This window comes from Pseudoroseomonas cervicalis (assembly GCF_030818485.1).
GTDB classification, from domain to species: Bacteria; Pseudomonadota; Alphaproteobacteria; order Acetobacterales; family Acetobacteraceae; genus Pseudoroseomonas; species Pseudoroseomonas cervicalis_A.
Window position 1 is genome coordinate 2,807,294 of sequence record NZ_JAUTAJ010000004.1, and the last position, 21,729, is coordinate 2,829,022.

A 21,729-nucleotide genomic window follows, 5' to 3' on the forward strand; every position below is an offset into this window, starting at 1 on the left:
GGCGGAGGGACACAGGGGGCAGGGCCGGCCCTCCGGCCGCCCGCCGAGGAGATGCCGCCATGTCCCGCCGCCGCCCCATCCCGCCCGCCCTGTCGCTGCTGGCAGCGCTGCCGCTCGCCCTGGCGCTGGGCGGCGACGCCACGGCGCAGAGCCGCGTCGGCGAGGTCAGCACGACCTTCCGCCTGGTCGGCCCCAACGACAAGGTGGTGGTCGAGCGCTATGACGACCCGCGCGTGCCGAATGTCTCCTGCTATGTCTCGCGCGCCGACACTGGCGGGCTGTCCGGCTGGGTCGGGCTGGCCGAGGATCCGTCGCGCTTCAGCATCGCCTGCCGCGCCACCGGCGTGGTGACGCTGCCGCAGGGGCTGCCGCAGACGGAATCGGTGTTCCGGCAATCCTCCTCGGCGCTGTTCAAGTCGCTGACGGTGACGCGCATGCATGACCGCGAGAAGAACGTGCTGGTCTATCTCGTCACCAGCACCAAGATCGTCGACGGCTCGCCCTTCAACAGCGTCACCGCCGTGCCGCTGGAGGCGCCGCCACGCTGAGCGCCCCGCCGCCGGCGACATAGCCGAGCCGCCGCCAGCCCGGGCGCGCGGCTTCGCGCGGCGGCGCCTGCTGCAGCGCCACCAGCACCATCAGCCAGAAGATCATCGGCAGGTCGGGGTTCAGCAGCGCGCTCTCGCTCTGGTTCAGGATCACCAGGACCCCCGCCAGCATCAACGTCCACATGGCGTGGCGGCGGGGCCCGCGCGCCAGCGCCACCAGCGCCCAGAGCAGCGTCACCGCCGCCAGCAGCATGACCAGCACGGCGCCGGCCCAGCCCAGCTGCAGCAGCACCTCCAGATAGCCGCTATGGGCGCTGGGCACCGCCCATTGCACCCGCTCCTGGATCGCCAGCACGCCGGGGGAATCGGCGATCCAGAAGGCGGCATAGCCGATGCCCAGCAGCGGCCGCTGGTTGATCGAGTTCCACACCTCCTCCCAGATGAAGGTGCGGCCGGTGAGCGAGGCATCCTTGCCGATCAGCTCGAACAGCCCCTCGGTGCCGAGCGCGCCGAACAGCAGCAGCCCGGCGCTGCCGCCCACCACCAGGCCGAGCAGGATGGAGGCCGCCCAGGCGCCGCCGCGGTCGAGCCAGAGGAAGGCGACGGTGGCGCCGGCGCAGAGCAGCGTCAGCAGCAGCGAGGTGGTGGAGCGCGCCAGCACCAGCATCACCAGCAGCACCAGCAGGATGGCGCCGTCGCTCCAGCGCAGCCTGCCGCGTTCCAGCACCACATAGGACAGCGCCAGCGCGCCGCAGAGCAGCGCCATGCCGAAGACGTTCTTCTGCGGGAAGACGCCGCGCACCGCATTGGCGTAGTCGCCGGTGTCGAAGCCGATGGAGGGGCGCAGCACCGCCTCGGCCAGGCTGAACACCACCAGCACCAGGGTGACGCCCACCGTGATGCGCATGAAGCGCACGATGCCGGGGCCGGCGATGGTGGACAGCACGAACAGCAGCAGCACCACCACGCTGACCGAGCGGCGCAGCGTGTGCCCCGGCGATTGCGACCAGAGGGTGGAGGCGGCGATCATCGCCACGATCAGCAGGAAGGGCCAGAGCCGCAGGGCGAGGCCCAGCGCCCGCCGCGCATGCAGCAGCACGGCCAGCCCGCCGCCGGCCAGCAGCATCAGCTGCATCAGCGTGTTCAGCGGGTCGCTGGCGCCGAGCTGCTCGGCCTCCGGCGCGCCGCCGCTCAGCTGGAACTTGGCGCCGCTGTAGAGCACCACGCCGATGGCGGCGAGCGCCAGCTGCAGCGGCATCAGCCAGGCCGGCAGGCGGAAGGCGGCGGGCGGCGGCGCCAGGGCCGGCCGCGCGGGCCCGGCCCCCTCCAGCCGCAGCGCGGCGGGCGCCGCCGCACCGGACGACGTCCAGTGCGGCGCGAAGCCGCCGGGGCGGCGCGCCGCGCCCGGCATCAGAACACGTTCCGCCCCGCCAGCCCGACCACCACGGTGCGCACCATGATGCGGATGTCGAGCCAGAGCGACCAATGGGTGATGTAGTAGAGGTCCATCTCGATCGATTTGCGCGCATTCTCCGGCGAGCGCAGCGCGTAGCTGCGCATGCCGTTCGCCTGCGCCCAGCCGGTCAGCCCCGGCTTGATGCGGTGCCGCGCGGCGTATTGCCGCACCATCTCCGAGAAGCGCTCCTGCCCCACCAGCATGTTGGCGACATAGGGGCGGGGACCCACGATCGACATCTCGCCGCGCAGCACGTTGATCAGCTGCGGCAGCTCGTCGATCGACAGCCGGCGCAATAGGCCGCCCACCCGCGTGATGCGCGGGTCGTTGCGGCTCTGCGTGCCGACCGAGCCGTCATCGGTCGGGTCCATCAGCATGGTGCGGAATTTGTAGATGGCGAAGGGCTTCTGGCCGAGGCCGGGGCGCCACTGCTTGAAGAAGATCGGGCCCGGGCTGTCGAGCCGGATGGCGATGGCGGCGGCGATCATGATCGGGCTCAGCAGCAGCAGCGCGACGCTGGCGATGACGTAATCCTCGATCACCTTGACCACGCCCTGGGTGCCCTTGAAGGGCCGCACCATCACCTGCAGCGCGCGCAGCCGGCCGAGCGGGGCGATGCGCGCATAGTTCGGCGGCACGCCCTCCGGGTCGAAGGGGATGACGACATCGGCGGCGATCCACTCGACCTGGTGCATCAGCCGGAACAGCTCCTGCGCGCGGCTCCAGGGCAGGGCCAGCACGATCAGGTCGATGGTGTTGTCCTGCGCGAAGGCCGAGAGCGCCGGCAGCCCGCCCAGCACCGCATGGCCATCGAGCGCGGCCGGCGCGGCCCCGTCATGGCCAACATCGCCATCGCTGCTGTCGGCGAAGACACCGACCAGCTCGTATTCCGCCGCCTTGTCGGGCGCGGTCAGCTCGGCCAGCACGCGGGCGCCGGTCGGGTTGGCGCCGACCACCACCACCTTGCGGCAGAGCAGGCGGCGCCGCTCCACCCAATAGACCATCAGCCGGTGCCATTGCCGGCTGAGCAGCAGCAGCAGGAATTGCAGCGCGTGCCATTCCAGGAACCAGGGCTGGTTCAGCGGCAGCTGGCCGGGCAGGCAGGCCTGCAGCGCGATCAGCCCGACCGCCCAGCCCACCGCCAGCCCCGCCAGGATATGGCCGAGCTGGCCCCAGAAGCCCTGGTAATGCTCCACCCGATAGGCGGAGATGCGCTCCATCACCGAGAGATAGGCCCAGACCTGGGCGGCGGCGATGACCAGCGCCTGCTGCCAGGCCAGCGGCGAGGCATCGCTGCCCGGCAGCAGGCCGAAAAAGGCCGCCGGCAGCAGCAGCATCGCCACGTCGAACCATTTGACGACGCGGTTGATCAGCCCATGCGTCCAGCGGACCGTGGCGAGCGACTGGCCGAGGGCGGCGAGCCCGCCACGGGCGGCGGCGGCGGAGGGGGCGGGTTCGGGCTGCGTCACGGAGCGGCTTCCCAGAGCGGAACGTGGCGGGGAGAGGATGGGGCCGCGCGCCCGAAGGGCAAGGCGGCGGGCGGCGGCGCGGAGGGAAGGCCGGGCGCGGTCCGGCGCGGCGGGCAGCGGTGGCCTGGCATGAGCGCCCTCCCCCTCACGGCACGCCGGTGGTGCCGCGGTTGATGGTGTAGCTGAAGGAGCGGTTGAACGGCACCAGCCGGTTGACGAACTGGTCGATCCACAGATTGACCTCGCCGATACGGCTGCGCGGCACATAGACGATGTCGCCCGGATAGAGCGGCACATCGGCGGCGCCCGCGGCGCTGCCCTCGATGAAGCCGCGCACATCGATGGTGCGCAGCATCGGCCGGTCGCCCGGGCCGCGGCGGATCAGCACCACCTGGCCCATGCGCGCATCCGGGTCGAAGCCGCCGGCCTGCAGCACCGCCTCCAGCACGCCGCGCCGCCCGGGCAGCGGATAGGCGCCGGCCCGCTGCACCGCGCCGCCCACCAGCACGGTGGAGGCGCCGGCCTCCTCCAGCCCCAGCGTCACCACCGGCTGGGTCAGGATGCGGCGGGAGGCCTGCTCGACCGCCGCCTCGGCCTGCGTCACGCTCATGCCGGAGAGGGCCAGCCGGCCGGCGGCGCGCAGCGCCACCTGGCCATCGGGCGCCACCAGCACCGTCTCGTTCATCTCCGGCGTCAGCAGGAACTGCACGCGCAGCCGGTCGCCGGCGCCGATGCGGTATTCGGGGGCGGTCTCGGTCCAGGGGGCGAAGCCCTCCGGCGCGCGCTCCACCGGGTCCAGCGCCTGGCCGGTGCCGCAGCCGGCCAGCGCCAGCGACAGCAGGGACAGCAGCAGGGCGGCGGGCAGGCGCATCGCGGGCGTATCCTCAGGCGAACAGGCGGGTCAGGGCGCGCGGCAGCAGCCGCCGCTGCCCGGTGAAGGCGAAGCCGAGCAGCGCGCCGCCCGAGCCGAGCACGGTGTCGCGCACCGCGCGCGCCTCGGCGCCGCGGCTGCGCTCGCCGCGCACCACCAGCAGATTGGCGTCGACCATGGCGGAGAGCCGGCGCATCGCATAGCTGCCGCCCTCATCCGGGCCGATCAGCACCACGGTGCCGAAGGCCTCGCGCAGCCGGTCGAGCAGGGTCTGCGTCTCCTCCCGGCTGGCGCGCGGATTGGTCAGGTCGGACTCCACCGCCTCATAGGAGATCCAGAGATTGGGGATCACCGTGCTGAACACCAGCACATGGCCGGGGATGCGCTCGACCTCGAGCGGCTGCGAGCCCAGCGCCGCCAGATGCGCCCTGCCATCCGATTGCAGGTCGATCAGCGCCACATCGGCCACGCCGCGCCGGGCCAGCGCCACGGCCAGCGCCCGGCCCAGCTCGTCCCGCCCATCGCCGGCATCGGTCGCCACCAGCTGCACCAGGCGCGGGCGGCGGCCATTGACCCGCGCATCGCCCAGCAGCGCCACCAGATCCTCGACGGGCGGCATCGGCTTCAGGTCGCGCGAGGCCGGCACCAGGCTGCCGAAGCTGGCCAGCGCCGGCAGGCGCAGCCCGCGCTCGGCCTCGTCCGGCGTCGCCAGCACGCGGCGGGTCAGCGTCAGCAGCAGGCCGAGCCCGCCGGCGAAGGCGAAGCCGCCGGCGATGCCGCCGGCGGCCAGCAGCTTGCGCAGGCTGCGCCCGTCCAGCGGCGCCGCGGGGGGCTGCACCACCACCACGCCGGGGCGGCCCTGGCGGCGCGCCTCCTCGCCGATGCGGGTGCCGGCCTCGCGGGTGATCAGCTGGCGGTTCACCGCCTCCAGCCCCTCGCGCTCGCGCCCCAAGGCGCGCAGCCGCTGCTCGGCGGAGAGCAGGGCGGTGCCGCGCTGCTCGGCCTCCTGCCGCTGGCGCTGCAGCTCGGCCAGCTGACGCTCCAGCGCCTCGCCCTCCAGCCGCAGGGCGACGACGCGCTGGCTCAGCATCTCGACATTCGGGTTGCGCACCTCGCGCGTGGTCGAGAAGGTGGTGCGCGCATTCTCCCGCATGGCGCCGCGCAGGGCGGCGATGCGCTGGTCCAGCTCGCGCAGCCCGGGATATTCGGCGGTGTACTGCCCCGCCATGCGCTCCCGCTCCTGCAGCAGCCGGGCGAGCTGGCCGCGCGAATCATCGCCCGGCACCAGGTTGGTGGCCTCGCTGGAGGCGAAGACGCGGCCGGGCTGGGCGGCCAGCGCCGCCTCGGCCGCGCTGCGCTGCGCCTCGACATTGGCCTGCTGCTCGCGCAGCGCGTTCTCGCGCCGCGCCAGCTCCTCGCGGCGCGAGGCGGCGAGGGTGATGTCCTGGGCGATGTCGAGCACGCCATTCTCCGCCTGCACCTGGCGGATCTGCGCCTCCAGCGCGCGGATGCGCTGGCCGTAGCGCTCCAGCTCGGCATTCAGCAGGCGCGCGCTCTCATCGGCATACATCTGGTCGCGCCGGTCGAGATAGGCGCCGACCACCGCCTGCAGCCCGCGCAGCGCGCGCTCGCGGTCGGGCAGGGTCAGGCTGACGCGCATGATGGTGCTGGCGGTGTCGGCCTCGGTCTTCAGCGCGCGCCACAGCGCCTCGATGGCCTTGGCGCCGGTCAGCTCCGCATCGGTGAAGATGCCGCCCGGCCCGGCGCGGCGCAGCGCCTCCTCCAGCACGGCGGTGCTGCGCAGGATCTCGATCTCGGCGCGCGTCACCTTCAGCATCTCGACGGCGACGACATTGGGGCCGAAGCCGGTGACGTCGGTGGCGCCCGCGGCCTCGCGGGTGGTCTGCGCCAGCAGCACGCTTTCGGCGGTGTAGCGGGTGGGGGCCAGCAGGGCGCCGGCGAAGCCCAGCGCCACCGGCAGCAGGAAGGCCAGGGCCAGCAGCTTCCAGCGCAGCCGCAGCGTCACCAGCAGGTCGGCGATGTGGAAACCGCCCACCGGCGGCGCGCCGAAGGGCTCGGGCGGGGCCAGCATCGGCGCCGGCGCGGCGGCCAGGGCGGCGCCCTGCGGCCGGGCTTCCGGCCCCGGCGGCGGCGCACCCGGCGGCACCTTCTCCCAGGCGGCGCTCTCCTCGGCCTCGGGCGGCGGCGGATCCCCGGGCGGCGGCGCCGGCCCATCCTGCGGCGCATCCGCCTGCGGCGCATGCTCCGGCGCGGCCGCCTCCGCGGGGCCGGCGCCGTCTCCCTCCGTCCCGGCCGGGCTGGGGTCCTGCGGCGGCCTGTCCTGCCCGTCCCGCTCCGGCCCGCCGCTCATGCGCGCGCCCCCCGCGCCGGACCGGCCGGCCAGAGGTTCCGAGACAGGGTCGCCAGGCGGAGCAGCGTCAATTCCTCCACGGACCGCAGAGAGGCAGCGACCCGGCCGGCAATTCTGCCGCGAAGGTCATGCTTCCGCACGAACACCGCCAGTTTAGGATGATCCGGCTGCGAAGTGGTAGCTTTCGGGTCACAGCGCCATGCTTTCTCTGCCCTTCCCGCCGGGAACCCCTGCATGACCAATACTTACGCCGATACCGCCCCGCCGCCAGAGGGGCGGCCGCACAGCCAGAGACTGCTCGGCCTGCGCTTCGATTCGCTGGATCTGGAGGCGGTGCTGGCCCTGATCGCGGCGCGCGACCCGGCTTCGCCCTTCGCCTATGTCGTCACCCCCAATGCCGACCATCTGCTGCGGCATGAGCGCGCCGGTGCGGCGCTGCGCGCGGTGTATGAGGGCGCCTGGCTGTCGGTCTGCGACAGCCGCGTGCTGCGGCTGCTGGCGGCGCGGCGCGGCATCCATCTGCAGCTCGCCCCCGGCTCCGATTTGACCGAGGCGCTGTTCGCCCGCGGCCTGGCCGGGCCGGACACGCCGGTCACCATCATCGGCGGCAGCGCCGCGGTGGCGGAGGCGCTGCGGCAGCGCTTCGGCCTGCGGCGCCTGGCGCACCACAACCCGCCCATGGGCTTCATCGACGACCCGGCCGCCGTCGCCGCCTGCGTCGATGTCGTGCTGGCGCATCCGGCGCGCTTTGTCCTGCTCTGCGTCGGCTCGCCGCGGCAGGAGATGCTGGCGGCGCGCATCGCCGAGAGCGGGCGGGCCACCGGCATCGGGCTCTGCGTCGGCGCGGCGCTGGAATTCACCACGGGGGCCAAGAAGCGCGCGCCGCTCTGGATGCAGCGGGCGCATCTGGAATGGCTGCACCGGCTGGGCAGCGAGCCGCGCAGGCTGTGGCGCCGCTACATCCTGGAAGCGCCGCGCCTGCTCTGGCTGATGCGCCGGGTGGAGCGGCCGCGCGGCGCACCGCCTGGCTGACGCTGCGGCGCCGCCGCCACACCCCCCCGCTGCGACGCGCCGGGCCGGGCGGCGCGTTCTTGCAGCGGGGCGGGGCCTGGGGGAAGATCGTTCCGCCCAGGCGACACCAGCCTGCCCCGGCCGAATTCTCCCCGTGCCCCGTGCAGGATCCGCCATGCCGCGCACCGCCATCGTCATCTGCACCTACAACCGCCCGCTGCCGCTGAAGCGCGCCGTGGAAAGCGCCCGCGCCCAGGCCCTGCCGCCGGGCTACGAGGCCGAGGTGCTGGTGGTGGACAATTCGCCCGACAGCAATGCCCGCGACGCCGTCGCTTCGATGGCGGAGGGGCCGGGCCTGCCGCTGCGCTATCTCGGCCTGCCGCAGCCCGGCGTCTCCCAGGCGCGCAATGCCGGCGTCGCCGCGACCAGCGGCGAGACGCTGATCTTCCTCGATGACGACCAGTGGTTCGACCCGGGCTGCGTCGCCGCCCTGCTCGCCACCGCCGAGGCGAGCGGCGCCGACATGGTGTTCGGCCCCGTCCTGCCGGATTTCCCCGGCGGCGCGCCGGATTGGGACCCGACCGGCCACCATTACCGCCGGCTGGTGCACTGGCCGACCGGCACCACCATGCCGCTGAACCACAGCAACCCGGCCGGCGGCCGCTGGATCGCCACCGGCAATCTGCTGCTGCGCCGCGCCACCTGCCTGGCCGAGCCGGTGCCCTTCGACCCCTCGCTCGGCATCTGCGGCGGCGAGGATTACGACCTCTTCGTGCGGCTGCACGGCCAGGGCCGCCGCATGGTCTGGTGCGCCGAGGCGGTGGCGCATGAGGAGGTGCCGGCGGGGCGCACGCGGCTCGGCTATTTCCGCCGCCGCAGCTTCCATGCCGGCAAGCTCTACGGGATGGTCACCCTGCGCTACAGCGCCTGCCGCCCCTGCACCGCGCTGAACCTGACGGCGCGCGCCATCGCGCAATGCGGCGTGGCCGCGGCGCGCTGGGCGGGCGCGGTGCTGACGCGCGAGAAGCGCGCCGAGCGCCATTCGGTGAAGCTGGCCGAGGTGGCCGGCAAGCTGGTCTGGTGGAGCCTGTCCCGCCGGAGCCCCTGGTGAGCGCCCCCGCCATGCCCGGCACGCCCCGCCCCCAGCCCGATGCCGCGCCGTCACGGCGCGCCGGGCAATGGCTGCTGCTGGGCTCCTCGCCCGGCGGCTATGACCATCACTGGATCACCCGCTTCGTCTCCCCGCTGCGGCACCGCTTCTTCGACCTGCACGCCGATTACGACCATGACCGCTCGCGCCGCGCGACCTCGGGGCGGCAATGGCTGGACTATCTGCGGCATGCCGCCCGCGGGCTGCGCGCGGCGCGCCTGTCGCGCGATCCGGGGGCGGGTCTGCTCACCGTCTTCCCGCAGCTGGCGCTGATGGCGGGGCTGCTGAAGCGGCTCTCCGGCAGCCGGCGGCCGATCATCGCCTGGAGCTTCAACCTCGGCCAGCAGCATGGCGGGGCGAAGGCGAAGCTGGCGCGTTACGGGCTGCAGGCGGTGGAGCGCATCATCGTGCATTCGCGGCGCGAGATCGCTTCCTATGCCGAGGCCTTCGGCCTGCCGCAGGAGCGCTTCGTCTTCGTGCCCTTCAGCGTCAACGCGCTGAACCCGACGCTGGAGGAAGAGGCGGAAAAACCCTTCCTGCTGGCGATGGGCACCGCCAATCGCGACTACGCCACGCTGTTCGCCGCCATGCGGGAGCTGCCTTCGCTGCCGCTGGTCGTCGTCGCCGGGCGGCACGCGACCGAGGGGCTGGAGCTGCCGCCCAATGTCACGCTGCGCAGCGGGCTCTCGCTCGCCGAATGCCATGTGCTGGCGCAGCGCGCGCGGCTCAGCGTGGTGCCGACGGCGAACCGCTTCTCCGCCTCCGGCCAGGTGACCTTCATCGAGGCGATGATGTTCGGCCGCTGCTGCATCGTCACCGAATCGATCGGCGCCGAGGATTACGTGCAGGACGGGGTGAACGGGCTGCTGGTGCCGCCCGGCGATCCGGCGGCGCTGCGCGACGCCATCGCCCGCGCCTGGGGGGACGAGACCCTGCGCCAGCGCATCGGCGCCGAGGCGCGGCGCCACGCGCTGGAGCATTGGACGCATGAGGCGGCCTCGCGCCAGCTGGTGGCCTTCTGCGACGCGCTCTCCGCGCCCCAGCCTGGCCCCGCAGAGACCCGCGCCGCCCGCCCATGATCGCCAAACTGAAAAAAATCCTGCCGGAGAAGGCGCTGGCGCTCGACATGGGCGTGCTGTTCAGCGGCTTCACCCTGCAGCTGCTGACGCAGATCGGCTGGCTGGTGCTGGCGCTGCGCGTGCTGGGGCCGGGCGGCTACGGGCTGTTCGCCAGCCTGACGGCGGTGACCATCGCGCTGTCCAGCCTGGTCGGCCTCGGCAGCGACCAGCTGCTGATCCGCCACGCCGCCGGCGACCGCGAAGCCCTGCCGCGCTGGATCGGCCATGCGCTGCTCTCGGCGACGCTGACCGGCCTGCCGCTCGGCCTGCTGCTGCTGGCGCTGCTGCCGCTGTTCGAGATCGGCTCGATCGGGCTCTGGCCGCTCGCCGCGGTGCTGGCGGCGGACCTGCTGTTCGGCCGCTACGCCAATCTCTGCACCATGATCTATATCGCGACGGGCCAGGCCGGGCGGCAATCGCTGGCCACCGTGCTGATCGGCGCCATGCGGCTGGCCGCCATCGCGCTGGCCTGGGCCGCCCATGCCGCGCTCGGCAGCGGGCTCAGCCTCGGCGAATGGGCCTTCTGGTATCTCGGCGCCTCGGCGCTGGCCGCGCTCTGCTGCCTGGCGCTGGTGGTGCGCGACCATGGCCGGCCGGTCTTCGCCTGGATCCAGGGCAGCTGGCGCGAGGGGCTCTCCTTCGCCGCCGAGGGCACGCTGCAGGCCTCGGCCGCCGATCTCGACAAGCCGATCGTGCTGGAACTGGCCGGGCCGCACGCCGCCGGCCTCTATGCCGCCGCCTTCCGCATCATCGGCACGCTGTACCTGCCGATCCGCGCGCTCGGCTACGCGCTCTATGGCCGCCTGTTCCGCATGGCGGCCGGGGACCGCGCCGGCTACGGGCTGCGGCTGCTGCCGGTGGGGCTCGGCCTCGGCCTCGCCGCCGCGCTCGGCGTGCTGGTCTTCGCCGATCTGCTGCCCTGGATCTTCGGCGCCGCCTATGCCGAGCTGCCGCCGCTGCTGCGGCTGATCTGCCTGACGCCCGCCGCCTATGCCGCCTTCTATATCGGCGCCGATGTGCTGAGCGCGACCGCCCGCCAGGGCCAGCGCCTGGCCGTGGTGGCGCTCTCGCTCGGGCTGACGCTGCTGCTGTGCTGGATCGCCGTGCCGATCGGCGGGATCGAGGCGGCGGCGCTGGCCCGGCTGGCGGTGATGGCGCTGACCGCCGCCCTGGTCTGGCTGCTGGCGCTGCGCCGCCCCCCCTCCACCCCCGGGACCGATCCCGCCGCATGACCGAGACCCTGCCCAAGCTCGTCACCAGCCCGGCCTGGCACGGCGCCACGCCGCGCCTGTCCATCCTGGTGCCGACCTATGACCGCGACATCCGCCCCCTCGCCGCCGAGCTGCTGGCCGACATGGCGGCGCTGCCCGAGCCCGGCACGGTGGAGCTGCTGGTGCTGATCGACGGCAACCCCGCCCTCACCGGACAGGAAAAAATCCTGGAAGCGGCCGCGCAACGCGGCCAGGCCGCAGGCCTGGCCAACGCACAAAAGAATCTCGGCAGGGCGGGGGCGCGCAACGCGCTGGCGCGGCTGGCGCGCGGCCAGGTGGTGCTGTTCCTCGATGCCGATGGCCTGCCGGATTCGCCGGGCTTCGTCGGCCGCGCCCTGGCGGCGGCGGAGGCGCATCCGCGCGATGTGGTCTGCGGCGGCCGCAGCGGCCAGCGCCTGCCCCCCGTGCCGGCGGACAGCCTGCTGTTCCACACCCACAGCCAGAAGCGCGAATGGCTGCCGGCCGAGACCCGCAACCGCGACCCGGCCGGGAACTTCCTCTCCGCCAATTTCCAGATCGACCGCGACCTCTTCCTCGCCACCCCCTTCGATGACCGTTTCCGCGGCTGGGGCTGGGAGGACACGGAATGGGCGCTGCGCATCGGCGCCCAGGCGCCGGTGCGGCATGTCGACAACAGCGTCACCCATATGGAATTCCACCGCGACGCCGATTGGCTGGGGCGGCTGGACCGCTCGGTCGAGAATTACCGCCTGCTGTTCGAGGCGCATCCGGAGGCCGTGCGGCGCCACCGCATCTTCCCGATGATCCGCGCGCTGCGGCCGGTCGGCCGGTGGCGCTGGCTGCGGGGGCTGTTGTGGCAACTCGCGCTGTGGCGGGCCCTGCCGCCATCGCTGCGGCTGCAGATCGCCAAGCTGCGCCAGGCCATGGTCTATGGGGCGATCCTGGAACCGCAAACCTCCCCCTGACGCGCCCCGCCTTGAGGGGGCTCTGCCCCCTCAAACTCCCCCGGCAGGGGACAGGGTCCCCTGCACCCGCCTTCGGTTTGAGACGATATTTTGTGCCTGTGTCGCCATCACGGGCGCGTGATTTACTCGGCGCTAACCTCACGAAAGCGAGAGTGACCTCCATCGGAACCCTTCGATGGAGCCCCCCAATGCTGCACCGCCTCGGCCTCAAGGCCCTGTGGAACTGGCTTTCTCCCAATGGCTACCGGCCGGAGCGCCGCTATATGCGGGGCGGCCGCAGCGTCTGATCCGCCTCATCCCCCGTTGCCCCCTGGCCCCTCCCGCCTTCAAATACCCGTGCGCCGGGGAGCGGCGATGCAGGGCGGGGGACAGGAATGGGGCGGGGTGAGCAGGGGCGCGGCAGGGCCGCGACAACCCTGAATCCGGCGGAGTGCCGCGACGGCGCGCCGCATCATTCCGACAGCCGATGTTCCACGTGAAAACGGCGCAGCCCAGCCTGCCGCGCCGCTTCGCGCGTTTCGCGTTTCTCCCCGCAGGACCCGACGGTTTTCCGCTTCCAAGCCGGAAACAAAACAGTTTAAGCTTCAAAGAAATAGGGGAGATCGGGAGATGATGGACAGGCGTGGCTTCGGGCGGAACGTCCTGGGCGCCGCGGGCGCGCTGGCGGCCGCCCCGCTCTTGGCGCGGCCGGCCCTGGCGCAGGGCGCGCCGCTGAAGATCGGCATGATCACCACCCTCTCGGGGCCTGGCGGCTATCTCGGCCAGGACATCCGCGACGGCTTCGCGCTGGCCGCCGAGATGCAGGGCGGCAAGCTCGGCGACACCGCCGTGCAGCTGCTGGTCGAGGATGACGCGCTGCGCCCCGGCCAGGGCAAGCAGATCGCCGAGCGCTTCATGAAGAATGAGCGCATCAGGCTGCTGACCGGCATCGTCTTCTCCAACGTGCTCGGCGCCGTGGCGCCGGACGTGCTGGATGCCGGCGGCATCTATGTCAGCCCCAACGCCTCGCCCTCGACCTTCGCGGGCCGCGAATGCCACCGCAATTTCTGGTCCATCGCCTGGCAGAATGACGGCCTGCATGAGAGCGCCGGCCAGGCCGCCGTCAATCTCGGCTACAAGCGCATGTTCATCCTCGCCCCCAACTACCAGGCGGGCAAGGACGCCATCACCGGCTTCAAGCGCCTCTACAAGGGCGAGATCGTGGGCGAGGTCTATACCCGCCTCGACCAGACCGACTACGCGGCCGAGATGGCGCAGATCCGCGCCGCCCAGCCCGACGCGGTCTACCAGTTCCATCCCGGCGGCCTCGGCATCGCCTTCCTGAAGCAGTATGTGCAGGCCGGCCTGCTCGCCAACATCCCGATGGTGCTGGCCGAGCCGTCGATGGACGCGACGACGCTGACCGCGGTGGGCGATGCCGCGCTCGGCATCCATGTCACCGCGCATTGGAACACCGATTTCGACAATGCGGCGAACAGGCGCTTCGTCTCGGCCTTCATGGCCAAGCACAACCGCACGCCGACCTACTACGCCCAGCATGGCTACGACACGGCGCTCGCCATCGGCGCCGCGCTGGCCGGCACCGGCGGCAAGGTGGACGACACCGAGGCCTTCCGCCGCGCCATGCTGCCGGCGCGCTTCGAGAGCCCCAGAGGCAAATTCGCCTTCGGCCCCAACCAGCACCCGGTGCAGGACTGGTTCCTGGTGCGCGTCGAGCGCGGCGCCGATGGCAAGCCCGCTCTGGTGACGAAGGAGCGCGTGCTGGAGAATCATGGCGACGCCTACGCGTCGCAATGCCGCCTCTGACCGGGCCGGCGCCGGGGCAGCCGCCCCGGCCCACCCTGTCCTGACCGCAAGGACCGGCGGGCGCGGCCCGCCGGCGGCTTTCTGGAGAACCGCATGGCCCTGCTGCTGGAGCAGCTCCTCAACGGCCTGCAGCTCGGCGTCATGTTGTTCCTGCTGGCGGCAGGGCTGACGCTGGTCTTCGGCATCATGGGCGTCATCAACCTGGCCCATGGCTCGCTCTACATGGTGGGCGCCTTCGCCGCCGCCTGGGTGGCGGCGCAGACCGGCTCGGCCTTTCTCGCCTTGCTCGCCGGCCTCGCCGCCGCGGCGCTGATCGGCATGGTGGTGGAATTCGCCGTGCTGCGCCGCCTCTATGCGCGCGACCATCTGGACCAGGTGCTGGCCACCTTCGGCCTGATCCTGTTCTTCAACCAGGCGATGGTGCTGGTCTTCGGCCGCCAGCCGCTTTTCGTCGACATCCCCGGCCCCCTGCGTGGCGCGGTGGAGCTGCTGCCGGGCGTGCCCTACCCCGCCTACCGCCTGGCCATCATCCTGGTCGGGTTGCTGGTGGCGGCCGGGCTTTACCTGCTGATCCAGCGCACCCGCACCGGCATGCTGGTGCGCGCCGGCGCCACGCACCGGGAGATGGTGCGCGCCCTCGGCGTCGATGTGCGGCTGCTCTACACGCTGGTCTTCGGCCTCGGCGCGCTGCTCGCCGGGCTGGCGGGTGTCATGGCCGGGCCGCTCTTCTCCGTGCAGGTCGGCATGGGGGAGCAGATCCTCATCACCACCTTCGTCGTCGTCGTCATCGGCGGCATCGGCTCGGTGCGCGGGGCGCTGGCCGGCGCGCTGCTGGTCGGCCTCGTCGACACGCTGCTGCGCGCCTATCTGCCGGCCACGCTGCGCAATGTCATGCAGGGGCCGGACGCCGATGCGCTGGCCGCCGGCCTCGCCTCCATGGGAGTCTATCTGCTGATGGCGCTTGTGCTGCTGCTGCGCCCGCGCGGCCTGTTCCCCGCCCATGCGTAGCCGCCTGCGCAACCGCCTGCCCTCGCGCGATGCGGTGGCACTCACCCTGCTGCTGGCGCTGGCCATCGCCCTGCCCTGGCTGGCCGAGGCGCTGGGCAGCCCGGCCAGCATCGCGCTGGCCACCCGCATCGCCATCTACGCCATCGCCGCCAGCGCGCTGAACCTGGCGCTCGGCCATGGCGGCATGGTCAGCTTCGGCCACGCCGCCTTCTTCGGGCTCGGCGGCTATGCGGTGGGCATCCTCTACGCCCACTGGTCCTGGCAGGAGCCGCTCTTCGGCCTGATCCCGGGCAGCGTCTCGCTGCCCGTCACGCTGCTGGCCGCCATCGCCCTCGGCGGCGTCGCGGCCGCGGTGATCGGCGCGCTCAGCCTGCGCACCAGCGGCGTGCCCTTCATCATGATCACCCTGGCCTTCGCCCAGATGGTTTTCTTTCTGTTTGTCTCGCTGAAGGCCTATGGCGGGGATGACGGGCTCAGCGTGCGCCGGCAGGGGGAGTTCCCGGGCCTGTCGCTGCGCGACCCGGCGCAGCTCTACTGGCTCTGCCTCGGCCTGCTGGTCGGCTGGCTGGCGCTGCTGCGGCGCGTCACCCGCTCCCGCTTCGGCCAGGTGCTGGATGGCGCCCGGCAATCCGAGCGGCGGCTGCGCGCGCTCGGCATCACCCCCTACCCCTACAGGCTGGTGGGCTTCATCCTCTCCGGCATGGGCACGGCGCTGGCCGGCGCGCGCTGATGGTCAACCAGGCGCGTTTCGTCAGCCCCGACATGATGCATTGGACCAAATCGGGGGAGCTGATGATCATGGTCATCCTGGGCGGCGTCGGCACGCTGCTCGGCCCGGTCTTCGGCGCCGCCGCGCTGGTCGGCCTCGAATCCCTGCTCTCCGCCTGGACCGAGCATTGGCAGATCATCCTGGGCCCGATCCTGCTGCTGGTCGTGCTGTTCGGGCGCGGCGGGCTGATGGCGCTGCTGCGCCGGGCGCTGCCGGCATGACGCCGCTGCTCTCCCTCCTCGGGCTGCGCAAGAATTTCGGCGGGCTGCGCGCCACCGACGACCTCTCGCTCACCGTCCTGCCGGGCGAGCTGCACGCGCTGATCGGCCCGAACGGCGCCGGCAAGAGCACCGCCATCGGCCAGATCACCGGCGAGATCGCCCCCGATGCCGGGCGCATCCTGTTCGACGGCCAGGACATCACCCGCCTGCCGGCGGCGCGCCGCGTGCGGCTCGGCCTCTCCCGCTCCTTCCAGATCGTCCAGCTGCTGGACGAGGCGAGCGCCGAGGACAATGTGGCGCTCGCCGTGCAGGCGCATCAGGGCCATTCCTTCCGCTTCTGGCGCGCCGCCGCCAGCGACGAGACGCTGCGCCAGCCCGCCCGCCTGGCGCTGCTGGAGGCCGGCCTGCCGCCCGCGCGCTGGGATCTGCCGGTGGCCGATCTCTCCGCCGGCGAGCGCAAGCAGATCGAGCTCGCCGTGGCACTCGCCGCCGAGCCCCGCCTGCTGGTGCTGGACGAGCCCATGGCCGGCCTCGGCGCCAGCGAATCCCGCGCCATGACCGAGACGCTCGCCCGGCTGAAAGGGAAGATCGCCATCCTGCTGGTCGAGCACGACATGGAGGCGGTCTTCGCCCTGGCCGACCGGGTCTCCGTCCTGGTCTATGGCCGCTGCATCGCCACCGGCGCGCCCGAGGCGATCCGCGCCGACCCCGAGGTGCGCGCCGCCTACCTGACCGAGGAGGAGGAGGTCTGATGCTCGAGATCTCCGGCTTGCGCGCCGGCTACGGCGCCAGCGAGGTGCTGTTCGGCGTCGAACTTCTCGTGCGGGAGGGCGAGGTCGCCACCCTGCTCGGCCGCAACGGCATGGGCAAGACCACCACCGTGCGCGCCATCATGGGGCTGAACCCGCCGCGCGGCGGCCATGTCGCCTTCCGCGGCGCGGCCCTGGTCGGCCGCACGCCGGAATCCATCGCCCGCCAGGGCATCGGCCTGGTGCCGGAGGGGCGGCAGGTCTTCCCCACCCTCTCGGTGCGGGAGAACCTGGTCGCCACCGCCGCCAACCGCGCCGGCCAGCCCTCGCCCTGGACGCTGCGCCGCATCTTCGATCTCTTCCCGCGGCTGGAGGAACGCGCCGGGCAATCCGCCCGCACCCTCTCGGGCGGCGAGCAGCAGATGCTGGCCATCGGCCGCGCCCTGATGACCAACCCGCATCTGCTGATCCTGGACGAGGCGACCGAGGGCCTGGCGCCCGTCATCCGCGCCGAGATCTGGAACACCCTTGCTTTGCTGAAGCGCGAGGGACAGTCCATCCTGGTCATCGACAAGAACCTGGCGGCGCTGACCCGGCTGGCCGACCGGCACCATGTGCTGGAAAAGGGCCGCACCGTGTGGAGCGGCGACAGCAACGCCTTGCGCGAGAACGCCGAGGCGGTGAAACGCTGGATCGGCGTCTGACAGCCAAAGCGGCAGGGGGCGCTGCCCCCTGCACCCCCGCCGGGGTGGCAGGGCCACCCCGGACCCCGCCATCCGAAAGAAATCCGATGCAGGCACTCTATCGCGGCATGGACCGCGCCACGCTGGACCGCGAATACAATGCCCGCGCCACCGTGCCCGATGTCGGCCCCTTCCTCGCCGAATACCGCCGCCGCACCGACGCCGCGCGCGCCAGCCTGCCCTGCCGCACCGACATCCCCTACGGTCCGACCCCGGCCGAGCGGCTGGATATCTACCCCGCCAGCACACCCGGCCCGGCGCCGGTCTTCCTGTTCATCCATGGCGGCTACTGGCGCGCGCTGGATTCCGCCGATTCCGGCTTCATGGCGCCCTACCTGACGGCGCGCGGCGCCTGCGTGGTCGCGGTGAACTACGCCTTGGCCCCCGGCGCCTCGCTCGACGAGATCACCCGCCAATGCCGCGCGGCGCTGGCCTGGGTGCATGCCAACATCGCCTCCCATGGCGGCGACCCGGCGCGCATCCACCTCTCCGGCAGCTCGGCCGGCGGGCACCTGGCCGCCATGCTGATCGCCGGCGGCGACTGGCCGGCCGCCTTCGGCCTGCCGCCGCACCCCGTCACCGGCGCCACCCTGCTCTCCGGCCTCTACGACCTCGAGCCGATCCGCCTCTGCCACGTCAATGACTGGCTCTCCCTCGACGCGGCCGCCGCGCGCCGCCTCTCCCCCCTCGCTTTGCCGCCCCCAGCCCCGATCCCGGTGGTGCATTGCGTGGCGGAGACGGAGACGGCGGAATTCAAGCGCCAGACCCATGACCACGCCGCCTTCTGCGCGCTCGCCGGCTGCACCACCCACAGCATCCCGGCGCCGCCCCTCTCCAACCATTTCGACCTGCCCTTCGCCCTGTGCGAGGACACGCCGCTTTCCCGCGCCACCCTCGCCGTGATGGGGCTGGCCCCGGAACGCCTGTAACGGGATCGCTTTTTGACAGCCGCGCCCCGCTCTGCTCCCTGCCGCCCCTTCCACGCGAAGGAGGGCAACGCATGTCGGATGGCTGGACCGAATCGGCCGGGGCCTGGCTCGAGGAAATGGGCGACCACGGCGACTATGCCCGCCAATGGGTGCTGGACCGCCCGATGCTGGCCCGCGCCACCGCCTCCGGCGCGCGCGAGGCCCTGGATATCGGCTGCGGCGAGGGCCGCTTCTGCCGCGCCCTGCGCGCCGCCGGCATCCGCGCCACCGGCATCGACCCCACCCCGGCCTTGCTGGAGGCCGCCCGCGCCCGCGACCCCGGGGGCGACTATCGCCCCGGCCGGGCCGAGGCGCTGGACTTCCCCGATGCCAGCTTCGGCCTGGTGGTCAGCTACCTCTCGCTGATCGACATCCCTGGCCTCGCCGCCGCCGCCGCCGGGATGGCGCGGGTCCTGGCCCCGGGCGGCGAGCTGCTGATCGCCAATCTCAACCCCTTCATGACCGCCGCCGCCCCGCATCACCGCATCCGCGACGCCGAGGGGCGCGAGCATCTGCGCGTCGACCGCTATCTTGAGGCCCGCGCCGAATGGGTCGCCTGGCGCAACATGCGCATCCAGAACTGGCACCGGCCGATGCAGGACTACATGGCGGCCTTCCTCGGCCAGGGCCTGGTGCTGCGCCACTTCGCCGAGCCCGCCGCCTGGGGCGGCGATCCCGCCCTCGCCGAGCGCTACCGGCGCACGCCCTGGTTCCACATCATGGCCTGGGGCAAGCCTTAGGCCCTGGGGAGGCTTTGCCTCCCCAGACCCCACCACCGGGGTGGCAGGGCCACCCCGGACCCCGCCGCCAGTCAGGTCAAGGTCACACGCGTCAGGCCTTCCTCGCGCGTCGCGCTCAGGCCCAGCGCCTCCAGCCCCTGCAGGGCCGCCGGCGGCGCCTCCCAGGCGGCGGTCAGGCTGGCACCCTCCAGCACCAGCGTGGGCTTCACCCCGCGCGGCAGCTCCCGCGCGCCCCAGGCCAAATCGATCAGCGCGATATCCACCGCCGGCCGCTGCGGCGCGATCATCGTGCTCGACCGCACCTCGACCACCACCGGACGCCCCGCCGCCTGCGCCAGCACCGGGCGCACCGCCTCCAGATACTTGGCGGAATCCATGGCGGGCTGCTCGGCCGGGCGGCCGATGCGCAGATAGGCGCGCAGCAAGGCCTCCATATCCTTCGCCCCCTGGCTGGCGCGCTGCAGCCGCAGCGTCGTCTTGTCCTCGGGCGGCAGGGCGGAGATCACCGAATCCAGATTGGCGTGCAGCACCATGAACAAATTGTTCAGGGCGTGCTGCATCGGCCGCGCCAGGGCGGCCAGGTTGCGGGCGCCGGGATTTTCCTCCCCCGCCGTGGCGTCATCGCTCATGGGCGAAGCTCCTCCAGGATGTCGTGGAACAGCCGGGCGGGCAGGCTGCCGCCGCTGACGCTCTCCATCGGGCTGCCATCGTCATTGCCCAGCCAAATGCCGATGACCAGTGAATCGGCGAAGCCGATGAACCAGGCATCGCGAAAATCCTGCGTCGTGCCGGTCTTGCCGGCGACCGAAAGCCCCGCCACCCCGGCCGCCCGGCCCGTGCCCTGCCGCACCACCGCCCCCAGCATGCGCCGCATCGCCGCCGCATGCTCCGGCGCCAGCACGCGCTGCGGCGCGCTGCGCGGCACCGCCAGCAGCCGCTCCGCCGCCTCGGCCCGCGCCACGCCATAGGGGGTGACGCGCAGCCCGCCATTGGCGAAGGCGGCATAGGCGGCGCTCATGTCGAGCAGCGTCACCTCCGCCGTGCCCAGCGCCAGCGAGGCATTGTTGGCGAAATTGCCCTGCACGCCCAGCCGGTGCGCCACCTCCGCCATCGCCCGCGCGCCGCCGCCCTGCTGCATCACCCGCACCGCCGCGGTGTTGACGCTGTGCGCCAGCGCCTCCTCCAGCGTGATCTCGCCCCGGCTGCGCCAGCCGCCATTGCCCGGCGACCAGCGGCCGAGGCTGAGCGGCGTGTCCGCCACCCGGTCCTCGGGCCCCGCCCCCTGCTCCAGGGCGGCCAGGAAGGCGAAGGGCTTGAAGGCCGAGCCGGGCTGCCGCCGCGCCGTGGTGGCGCGGTTGAACGGGCTCTGGCGATAGGCGCGGCCGCCGGCCATGGCGCGCACCGCGCCATCCCGCGCATCCAGCACCACCACCGCCCCCTGCCCGACATGCGCCGCCACCCCGGGTCCGGCCAGCAGCGCCTCCAGCCGCGCCTCCACCGCCGCCTGGGCGCGCAGGTCGAGCGTGGTGCGCAGCACCAGGTCGCCGGTGCCGGGATAATCCTCGGCGAGGTCGTCCTGCACCCAGTCGGCGAACCAGCCGGCATCGCCCGAGGGGCGGCGCGGCAGGCTCATCCGCTCCGCCTCCTCCGCCGCGCGGCGCGGCGTGATCAGCCCGGCATCGGCCATGGCGGCCAGCACATCGGCGCCGCGGCGCATCGCCGCCTCCGGCGCCGCGCGCGGATTGAGGCGCGACGGCGCCTTGGGCAGCCCGGCCAGGATCGCCGCCTGCCACAGCGTCACCCGCGCCGCCGGCACGCCGAAATACAGCCGCGCCGCCGCATCCACCCCGAACGCCCCGCCGCCCAGATAGACGCGGTTCAGATAGATCTCGAGCAGCTGGTCCTTGGTGAAGCGCCGCTCCAGCCACAGCGCCAGCAGCGCCTCCTGCACCTTGCGGCGCAGGTTGCGCTCCGGCGTCAGGAACAGGTTCTTGGCCAGCTGCTGCGTCAGGGTGGAGCCGCCCTGCACCACCCGCCCGGCCCGCCAATTGGCCAGCGCCGCGCGCGCCAGCCCCATCGGGTCCAGCCCGAAATGGCTGCGGAAGCGCCGGTCCTCCACCGCCATCAGCGCCGCCGGCAGATAGGCCGGCAGCTCCGCCAGCCGCACCCGCTCCCCATACAGGTCGCCCGAAGTGGCCAGCAGCCTTCCATCCGCGGCCTCCAGCGTCACCGAGGGGCGGCGCGTGGTGGCCAGCGCCGCATCCGGCCGCGGCAGGTCCCAGGCGAAGAACAGCAGCGCGACGCCGAGCGCCAGCCCGCCCCAGATGGCGAGCAGCAGCAGCGCGTGCAGCAGCCGCAGCAGCCAGGGCCGGCGGCGGCGCTGCGGCCGTGCCGGGGCCGGCGCTCCCTTGGCGGTCCCCTGGGCGGGGGCGGCAGGCGGGGCCAGGCGCGCCGCGCGCGCGGAAGTGCGAGCCATGCCGGGCCTATAGCATGGAAGCCCGTGGACGGCGCGGGGTGCGGCGGGCAAGCTGGCC

20 protein-coding genes are annotated in these 21,729 nt (G+C 73.0%); 14 read left to right on the plus strand and 6 right to left on the minus strand.

Going from position 1 to position 21,729, the window contains the following annotated elements; genetic code table 11:
• Window positions 1–59 precede the first annotated feature (59 nt).
• Entirely contained in the window at window positions 60–548 is a 489-nt protein-coding gene (locus QE401_RS17015) for a CreA family protein (RefSeq protein ID WP_307139326.1), read from the plus strand.
• Here QE401_RS17015 and QE401_RS17020 read toward each other — a convergent pair.
• The 4 genes from QE401_RS17020 to QE401_RS17035 all read right to left on the minus strand — a co-directional run bounded on the left by QE401_RS17020 (window position 514) and on the right by QE401_RS17035 (window position 6,715).
• Window positions 514–1,959 carry an O-antigen ligase family protein gene (locus QE401_RS17020; protein ID WP_307139327.1) on the minus strand — a complete coding sequence of 482 codons (1,446 nt, stop codon included), beginning with the start codon at window positions 1,957–1,959 and terminating at the stop codon, window positions 514–516. The two genes, QE401_RS17015 and QE401_RS17020, sit on opposite strands and share 35 nt — an antisense overlap.
• A complete protein-coding gene (locus tag QE401_RS17025) occupies window positions 1,959–3,473 on the minus strand; it encodes an exopolysaccharide biosynthesis polyprenyl glycosylphosphotransferase (RefSeq protein WP_307139328.1) in 1,515 nt (504 codons plus the stop codon). Before QE401_RS17025 ends, QE401_RS17020 begins: the two co-directional genes overlap by 1 nt.
• Window positions 3,474–3,618: 145 nt before the next feature.
• Window positions 3,619–4,344, minus strand: a complete 726-nt coding sequence (locus QE401_RS17030) for a polysaccharide biosynthesis/export family protein (RefSeq protein WP_307139329.1) — start codon at window positions 4,342–4,344, stop codon at window positions 3,619–3,621.
• Window positions 4,345–4,357: 13 nt separating this feature from the next.
• Complete coding sequence (locus tag QE401_RS17035) at window positions 4,358–6,715, minus strand: exopolysaccharide transport family protein (RefSeq protein WP_307139330.1); 2,358 nt, start codon at window positions 6,713–6,715, stop codon at window positions 4,358–4,360.
• A gap of 234 nt (window positions 6,716–6,949) precedes the next feature.
• Between QE401_RS17035 and QE401_RS17040 the strand changes: the two genes are divergently transcribed.
• The 13 genes from QE401_RS17040 (at window position 6,950) to QE401_RS17100 (ending at window position 19,195) form a co-directional block, all read left to right on the plus strand.
• Window positions 6,950–7,747 carry a WecB/TagA/CpsF family glycosyltransferase gene (locus QE401_RS17040; protein WP_307139331.1) on the plus strand — a complete coding sequence of 266 codons (798 nt, stop codon included), beginning with the start codon at window positions 6,950–6,952 and terminating at the stop codon, window positions 7,745–7,747.
• 154 nt (window positions 7,748–7,901) lie between these two features.
• On the plus strand, window positions 7,902–8,837 hold the full coding sequence (locus QE401_RS17045; protein ID WP_307139332.1) for a glycosyltransferase family 2 protein: 936 nt from the start codon (window positions 7,902–7,904) through the stop codon (window positions 8,835–8,837).
• Window positions 8,834–9,955 carry a glycosyltransferase family 4 protein gene (locus QE401_RS17050; protein WP_307139333.1) on the plus strand — a complete coding sequence of 374 codons (1,122 nt, stop codon included), beginning with the start codon at window positions 8,834–8,836 and terminating at the stop codon, window positions 9,953–9,955. Before QE401_RS17045 ends, QE401_RS17050 begins: the two co-directional genes overlap by 4 nt.
• The gene (locus QE401_RS17055) at window positions 9,952–11,226 is read left to right on the plus strand and encodes a lipopolysaccharide biosynthesis protein (RefSeq protein ID WP_307139334.1); all 1,275 of its coding nucleotides are present in this window, start codon (window positions 9,952–9,954) and stop codon (window positions 11,224–11,226) included. The genes QE401_RS17050 and QE401_RS17055 overlap by 4 nt, the downstream gene beginning before the upstream one ends.
• Window positions 11,223–12,191: a glycosyltransferase family 2 protein gene (locus QE401_RS17060; protein WP_307139335.1), complete on the plus strand. Its 969-nt coding sequence runs from the start codon at window positions 11,223–11,225 to the stop codon at window positions 12,189–12,191. The genes QE401_RS17055 and QE401_RS17060 overlap by 4 nt, the downstream gene beginning before the upstream one ends.
• A gap of 609 nt (window positions 12,192–12,800) precedes the next feature.
• The gene (locus QE401_RS17065; protein ID WP_307139336.1) at window positions 12,801–13,997 is read left to right on the plus strand and encodes an ABC transporter substrate-binding protein; all 1,197 of its coding nucleotides are present in this window, start codon (window positions 12,801–12,803) and stop codon (window positions 13,995–13,997) included.
• 93 nt (window positions 13,998–14,090) lie between these two features.
• On the plus strand, window positions 14,091–15,005 hold the full coding sequence (locus tag QE401_RS17070; RefSeq protein ID WP_307139337.1) for a branched-chain amino acid ABC transporter permease: 915 nt from the start codon (window positions 14,091–14,093) through the stop codon (window positions 15,003–15,005).
• Window positions 14,998–15,735 (plus strand): branched-chain amino acid ABC transporter permease, encoded by a 738-nt coding sequence (locus QE401_RS17075; protein ID WP_307139338.1) that lies wholly within the window; start codon window positions 14,998–15,000, stop codon window positions 15,733–15,735. The genes QE401_RS17070 and QE401_RS17075 overlap by 8 nt, the downstream gene beginning before the upstream one ends.
• On the plus strand, window positions 15,735–15,995 hold the full coding sequence (locus tag QE401_RS17080) for an ABC transporter permease (protein WP_307139339.1): 261 nt from the start codon (window positions 15,735–15,737) through the stop codon (window positions 15,993–15,995). Before QE401_RS17075 ends, QE401_RS17080 begins: the two co-directional genes overlap by 1 nt.
• The gene (locus tag QE401_RS17085) at window positions 15,992–16,747 is read left to right on the plus strand and encodes an ABC transporter ATP-binding protein (RefSeq protein WP_307139340.1); all 756 of its coding nucleotides are present in this window, start codon (window positions 15,992–15,994) and stop codon (window positions 16,745–16,747) included. The genes QE401_RS17080 and QE401_RS17085 overlap by 4 nt, the downstream gene beginning before the upstream one ends.
• Window positions 16,747–17,448: an ABC transporter ATP-binding protein gene (locus QE401_RS17090; protein ID WP_307139341.1), complete on the plus strand. Its 702-nt coding sequence runs from the start codon at window positions 16,747–16,749 to the stop codon at window positions 17,446–17,448. Before QE401_RS17085 ends, QE401_RS17090 begins: the two co-directional genes overlap by 1 nt.
• Before the next feature lie 86 nt (window positions 17,449–17,534).
• Window positions 17,535–18,416: an alpha/beta hydrolase gene (locus tag QE401_RS17095; protein WP_307139342.1), complete on the plus strand. Its 882-nt coding sequence runs from the start codon at window positions 17,535–17,537 to the stop codon at window positions 18,414–18,416.
• A 71-nt stretch (window positions 18,417–18,487) separates the two neighbouring features.
• Window positions 18,488–19,195, plus strand: coding sequence for a class I SAM-dependent methyltransferase (locus tag QE401_RS17100; protein WP_307139343.1), 708 nt, complete (start codon window positions 18,488–18,490; stop codon window positions 19,193–19,195).
• Window positions 19,196–19,266: 71 nt separating this feature from the next.
• Here the strand turns inward: QE401_RS17100 and QE401_RS17105 are convergent, their stop codons facing one another.
• Together QE401_RS17105 and QE401_RS17110 are read right to left on the minus strand one after the other, a co-directional pair.
• Window positions 19,267–19,824, minus strand: a complete 558-nt coding sequence (locus QE401_RS17105) for a hypothetical protein (RefSeq protein WP_307139344.1) — start codon at window positions 19,822–19,824, stop codon at window positions 19,267–19,269.
• Window positions 19,821–21,671 (minus strand): transglycosylase domain-containing protein, encoded by a 1,851-nt coding sequence (locus tag QE401_RS17110; protein ID WP_307139345.1) that lies wholly within the window; start codon window positions 21,669–21,671, stop codon window positions 19,821–19,823. Before QE401_RS17110 ends, QE401_RS17105 begins: the two co-directional genes overlap by 4 nt.
• Between the last annotated feature and the right edge of the window lie 58 nt (window positions 21,672–21,729).

Coding starts and splice junctions, on each gene's coding strand:
- QE401_RS17095 (WP_307139342.1), top strand. CDS start 17,535: ATGCAGGCACTCTATCGCGGCATGGACCGCGCCACGCTGGACCGCGAA.
- QE401_RS17065 (WP_307139336.1), top strand. CDS start 12,801: ATGATGGACAGGCGTGGCTTCGGGCGGAACGTCCTGGGCGCCGCGGGC.
- QE401_RS17110 (WP_307139345.1), bottom strand. CDS start 21,671: ATGGCTCGCACTTCCGCGCGCGCGGCGCGCCTGGCCCCGCCTGCCGCC.
- QE401_RS17075 (WP_307139338.1), top strand. CDS start 14,998: ATGCGTAGCCGCCTGCGCAACCGCCTGCCCTCGCGCGATGCGGTGGCA.
- QE401_RS17100 (WP_307139343.1), top strand. CDS start 18,488: ATGTCGGATGGCTGGACCGAATCGGCCGGGGCCTGGCTCGAGGAAATG.
- QE401_RS17085 (WP_307139340.1), top strand. CDS start 15,992: ATGACGCCGCTGCTCTCCCTCCTCGGGCTGCGCAAGAATTTCGGCGGG.
- QE401_RS17080 (WP_307139339.1), top strand. CDS start 15,735: ATGGTCAACCAGGCGCGTTTCGTCAGCCCCGACATGATGCATTGGACC.
- QE401_RS17030 (WP_307139329.1), bottom strand. CDS start 4,344: ATGCGCCTGCCCGCCGCCCTGCTGCTGTCCCTGCTGTCGCTGGCGCTG.
- QE401_RS17040 (WP_307139331.1), top strand. CDS start 6,950: ATGACCAATACTTACGCCGATACCGCCCCGCCGCCAGAGGGGCGGCCG.
- QE401_RS17090 (WP_307139341.1), top strand. CDS start 16,747: ATGCTCGAGATCTCCGGCTTGCGCGCCGGCTACGGCGCCAGCGAGGTG.
- QE401_RS17015 (WP_307139326.1), top strand. CDS start 60: ATGTCCCGCCGCCGCCCCATCCCGCCCGCCCTGTCGCTGCTGGCAGCG.
- QE401_RS17020 (WP_307139327.1), bottom strand. CDS start 1,959: ATGCCGGGCGCGGCGCGCCGCCCCGGCGGCTTCGCGCCGCACTGGACG.
- QE401_RS17070 (WP_307139337.1), top strand. CDS start 14,091: ATGGCCCTGCTGCTGGAGCAGCTCCTCAACGGCCTGCAGCTCGGCGTC.
- QE401_RS17045 (WP_307139332.1), top strand. CDS start 7,902: ATGCCGCGCACCGCCATCGTCATCTGCACCTACAACCGCCCGCTGCCG.
- QE401_RS17060 (WP_307139335.1), top strand. CDS start 11,223: ATGACCGAGACCCTGCCCAAGCTCGTCACCAGCCCGGCCTGGCACGGC.
- QE401_RS17105 (WP_307139344.1), bottom strand. CDS start 19,824: ATGAGCGATGACGCCACGGCGGGGGAGGAAAATCCCGGCGCCCGCAAC.
- QE401_RS17055 (WP_307139334.1), top strand. CDS start 9,952: ATGATCGCCAAACTGAAAAAAATCCTGCCGGAGAAGGCGCTGGCGCTC.
- QE401_RS17035 (WP_307139330.1), bottom strand. CDS start 6,715: ATGAGCGGCGGGCCGGAGCGGGACGGGCAGGACAGGCCGCCGCAGGAC.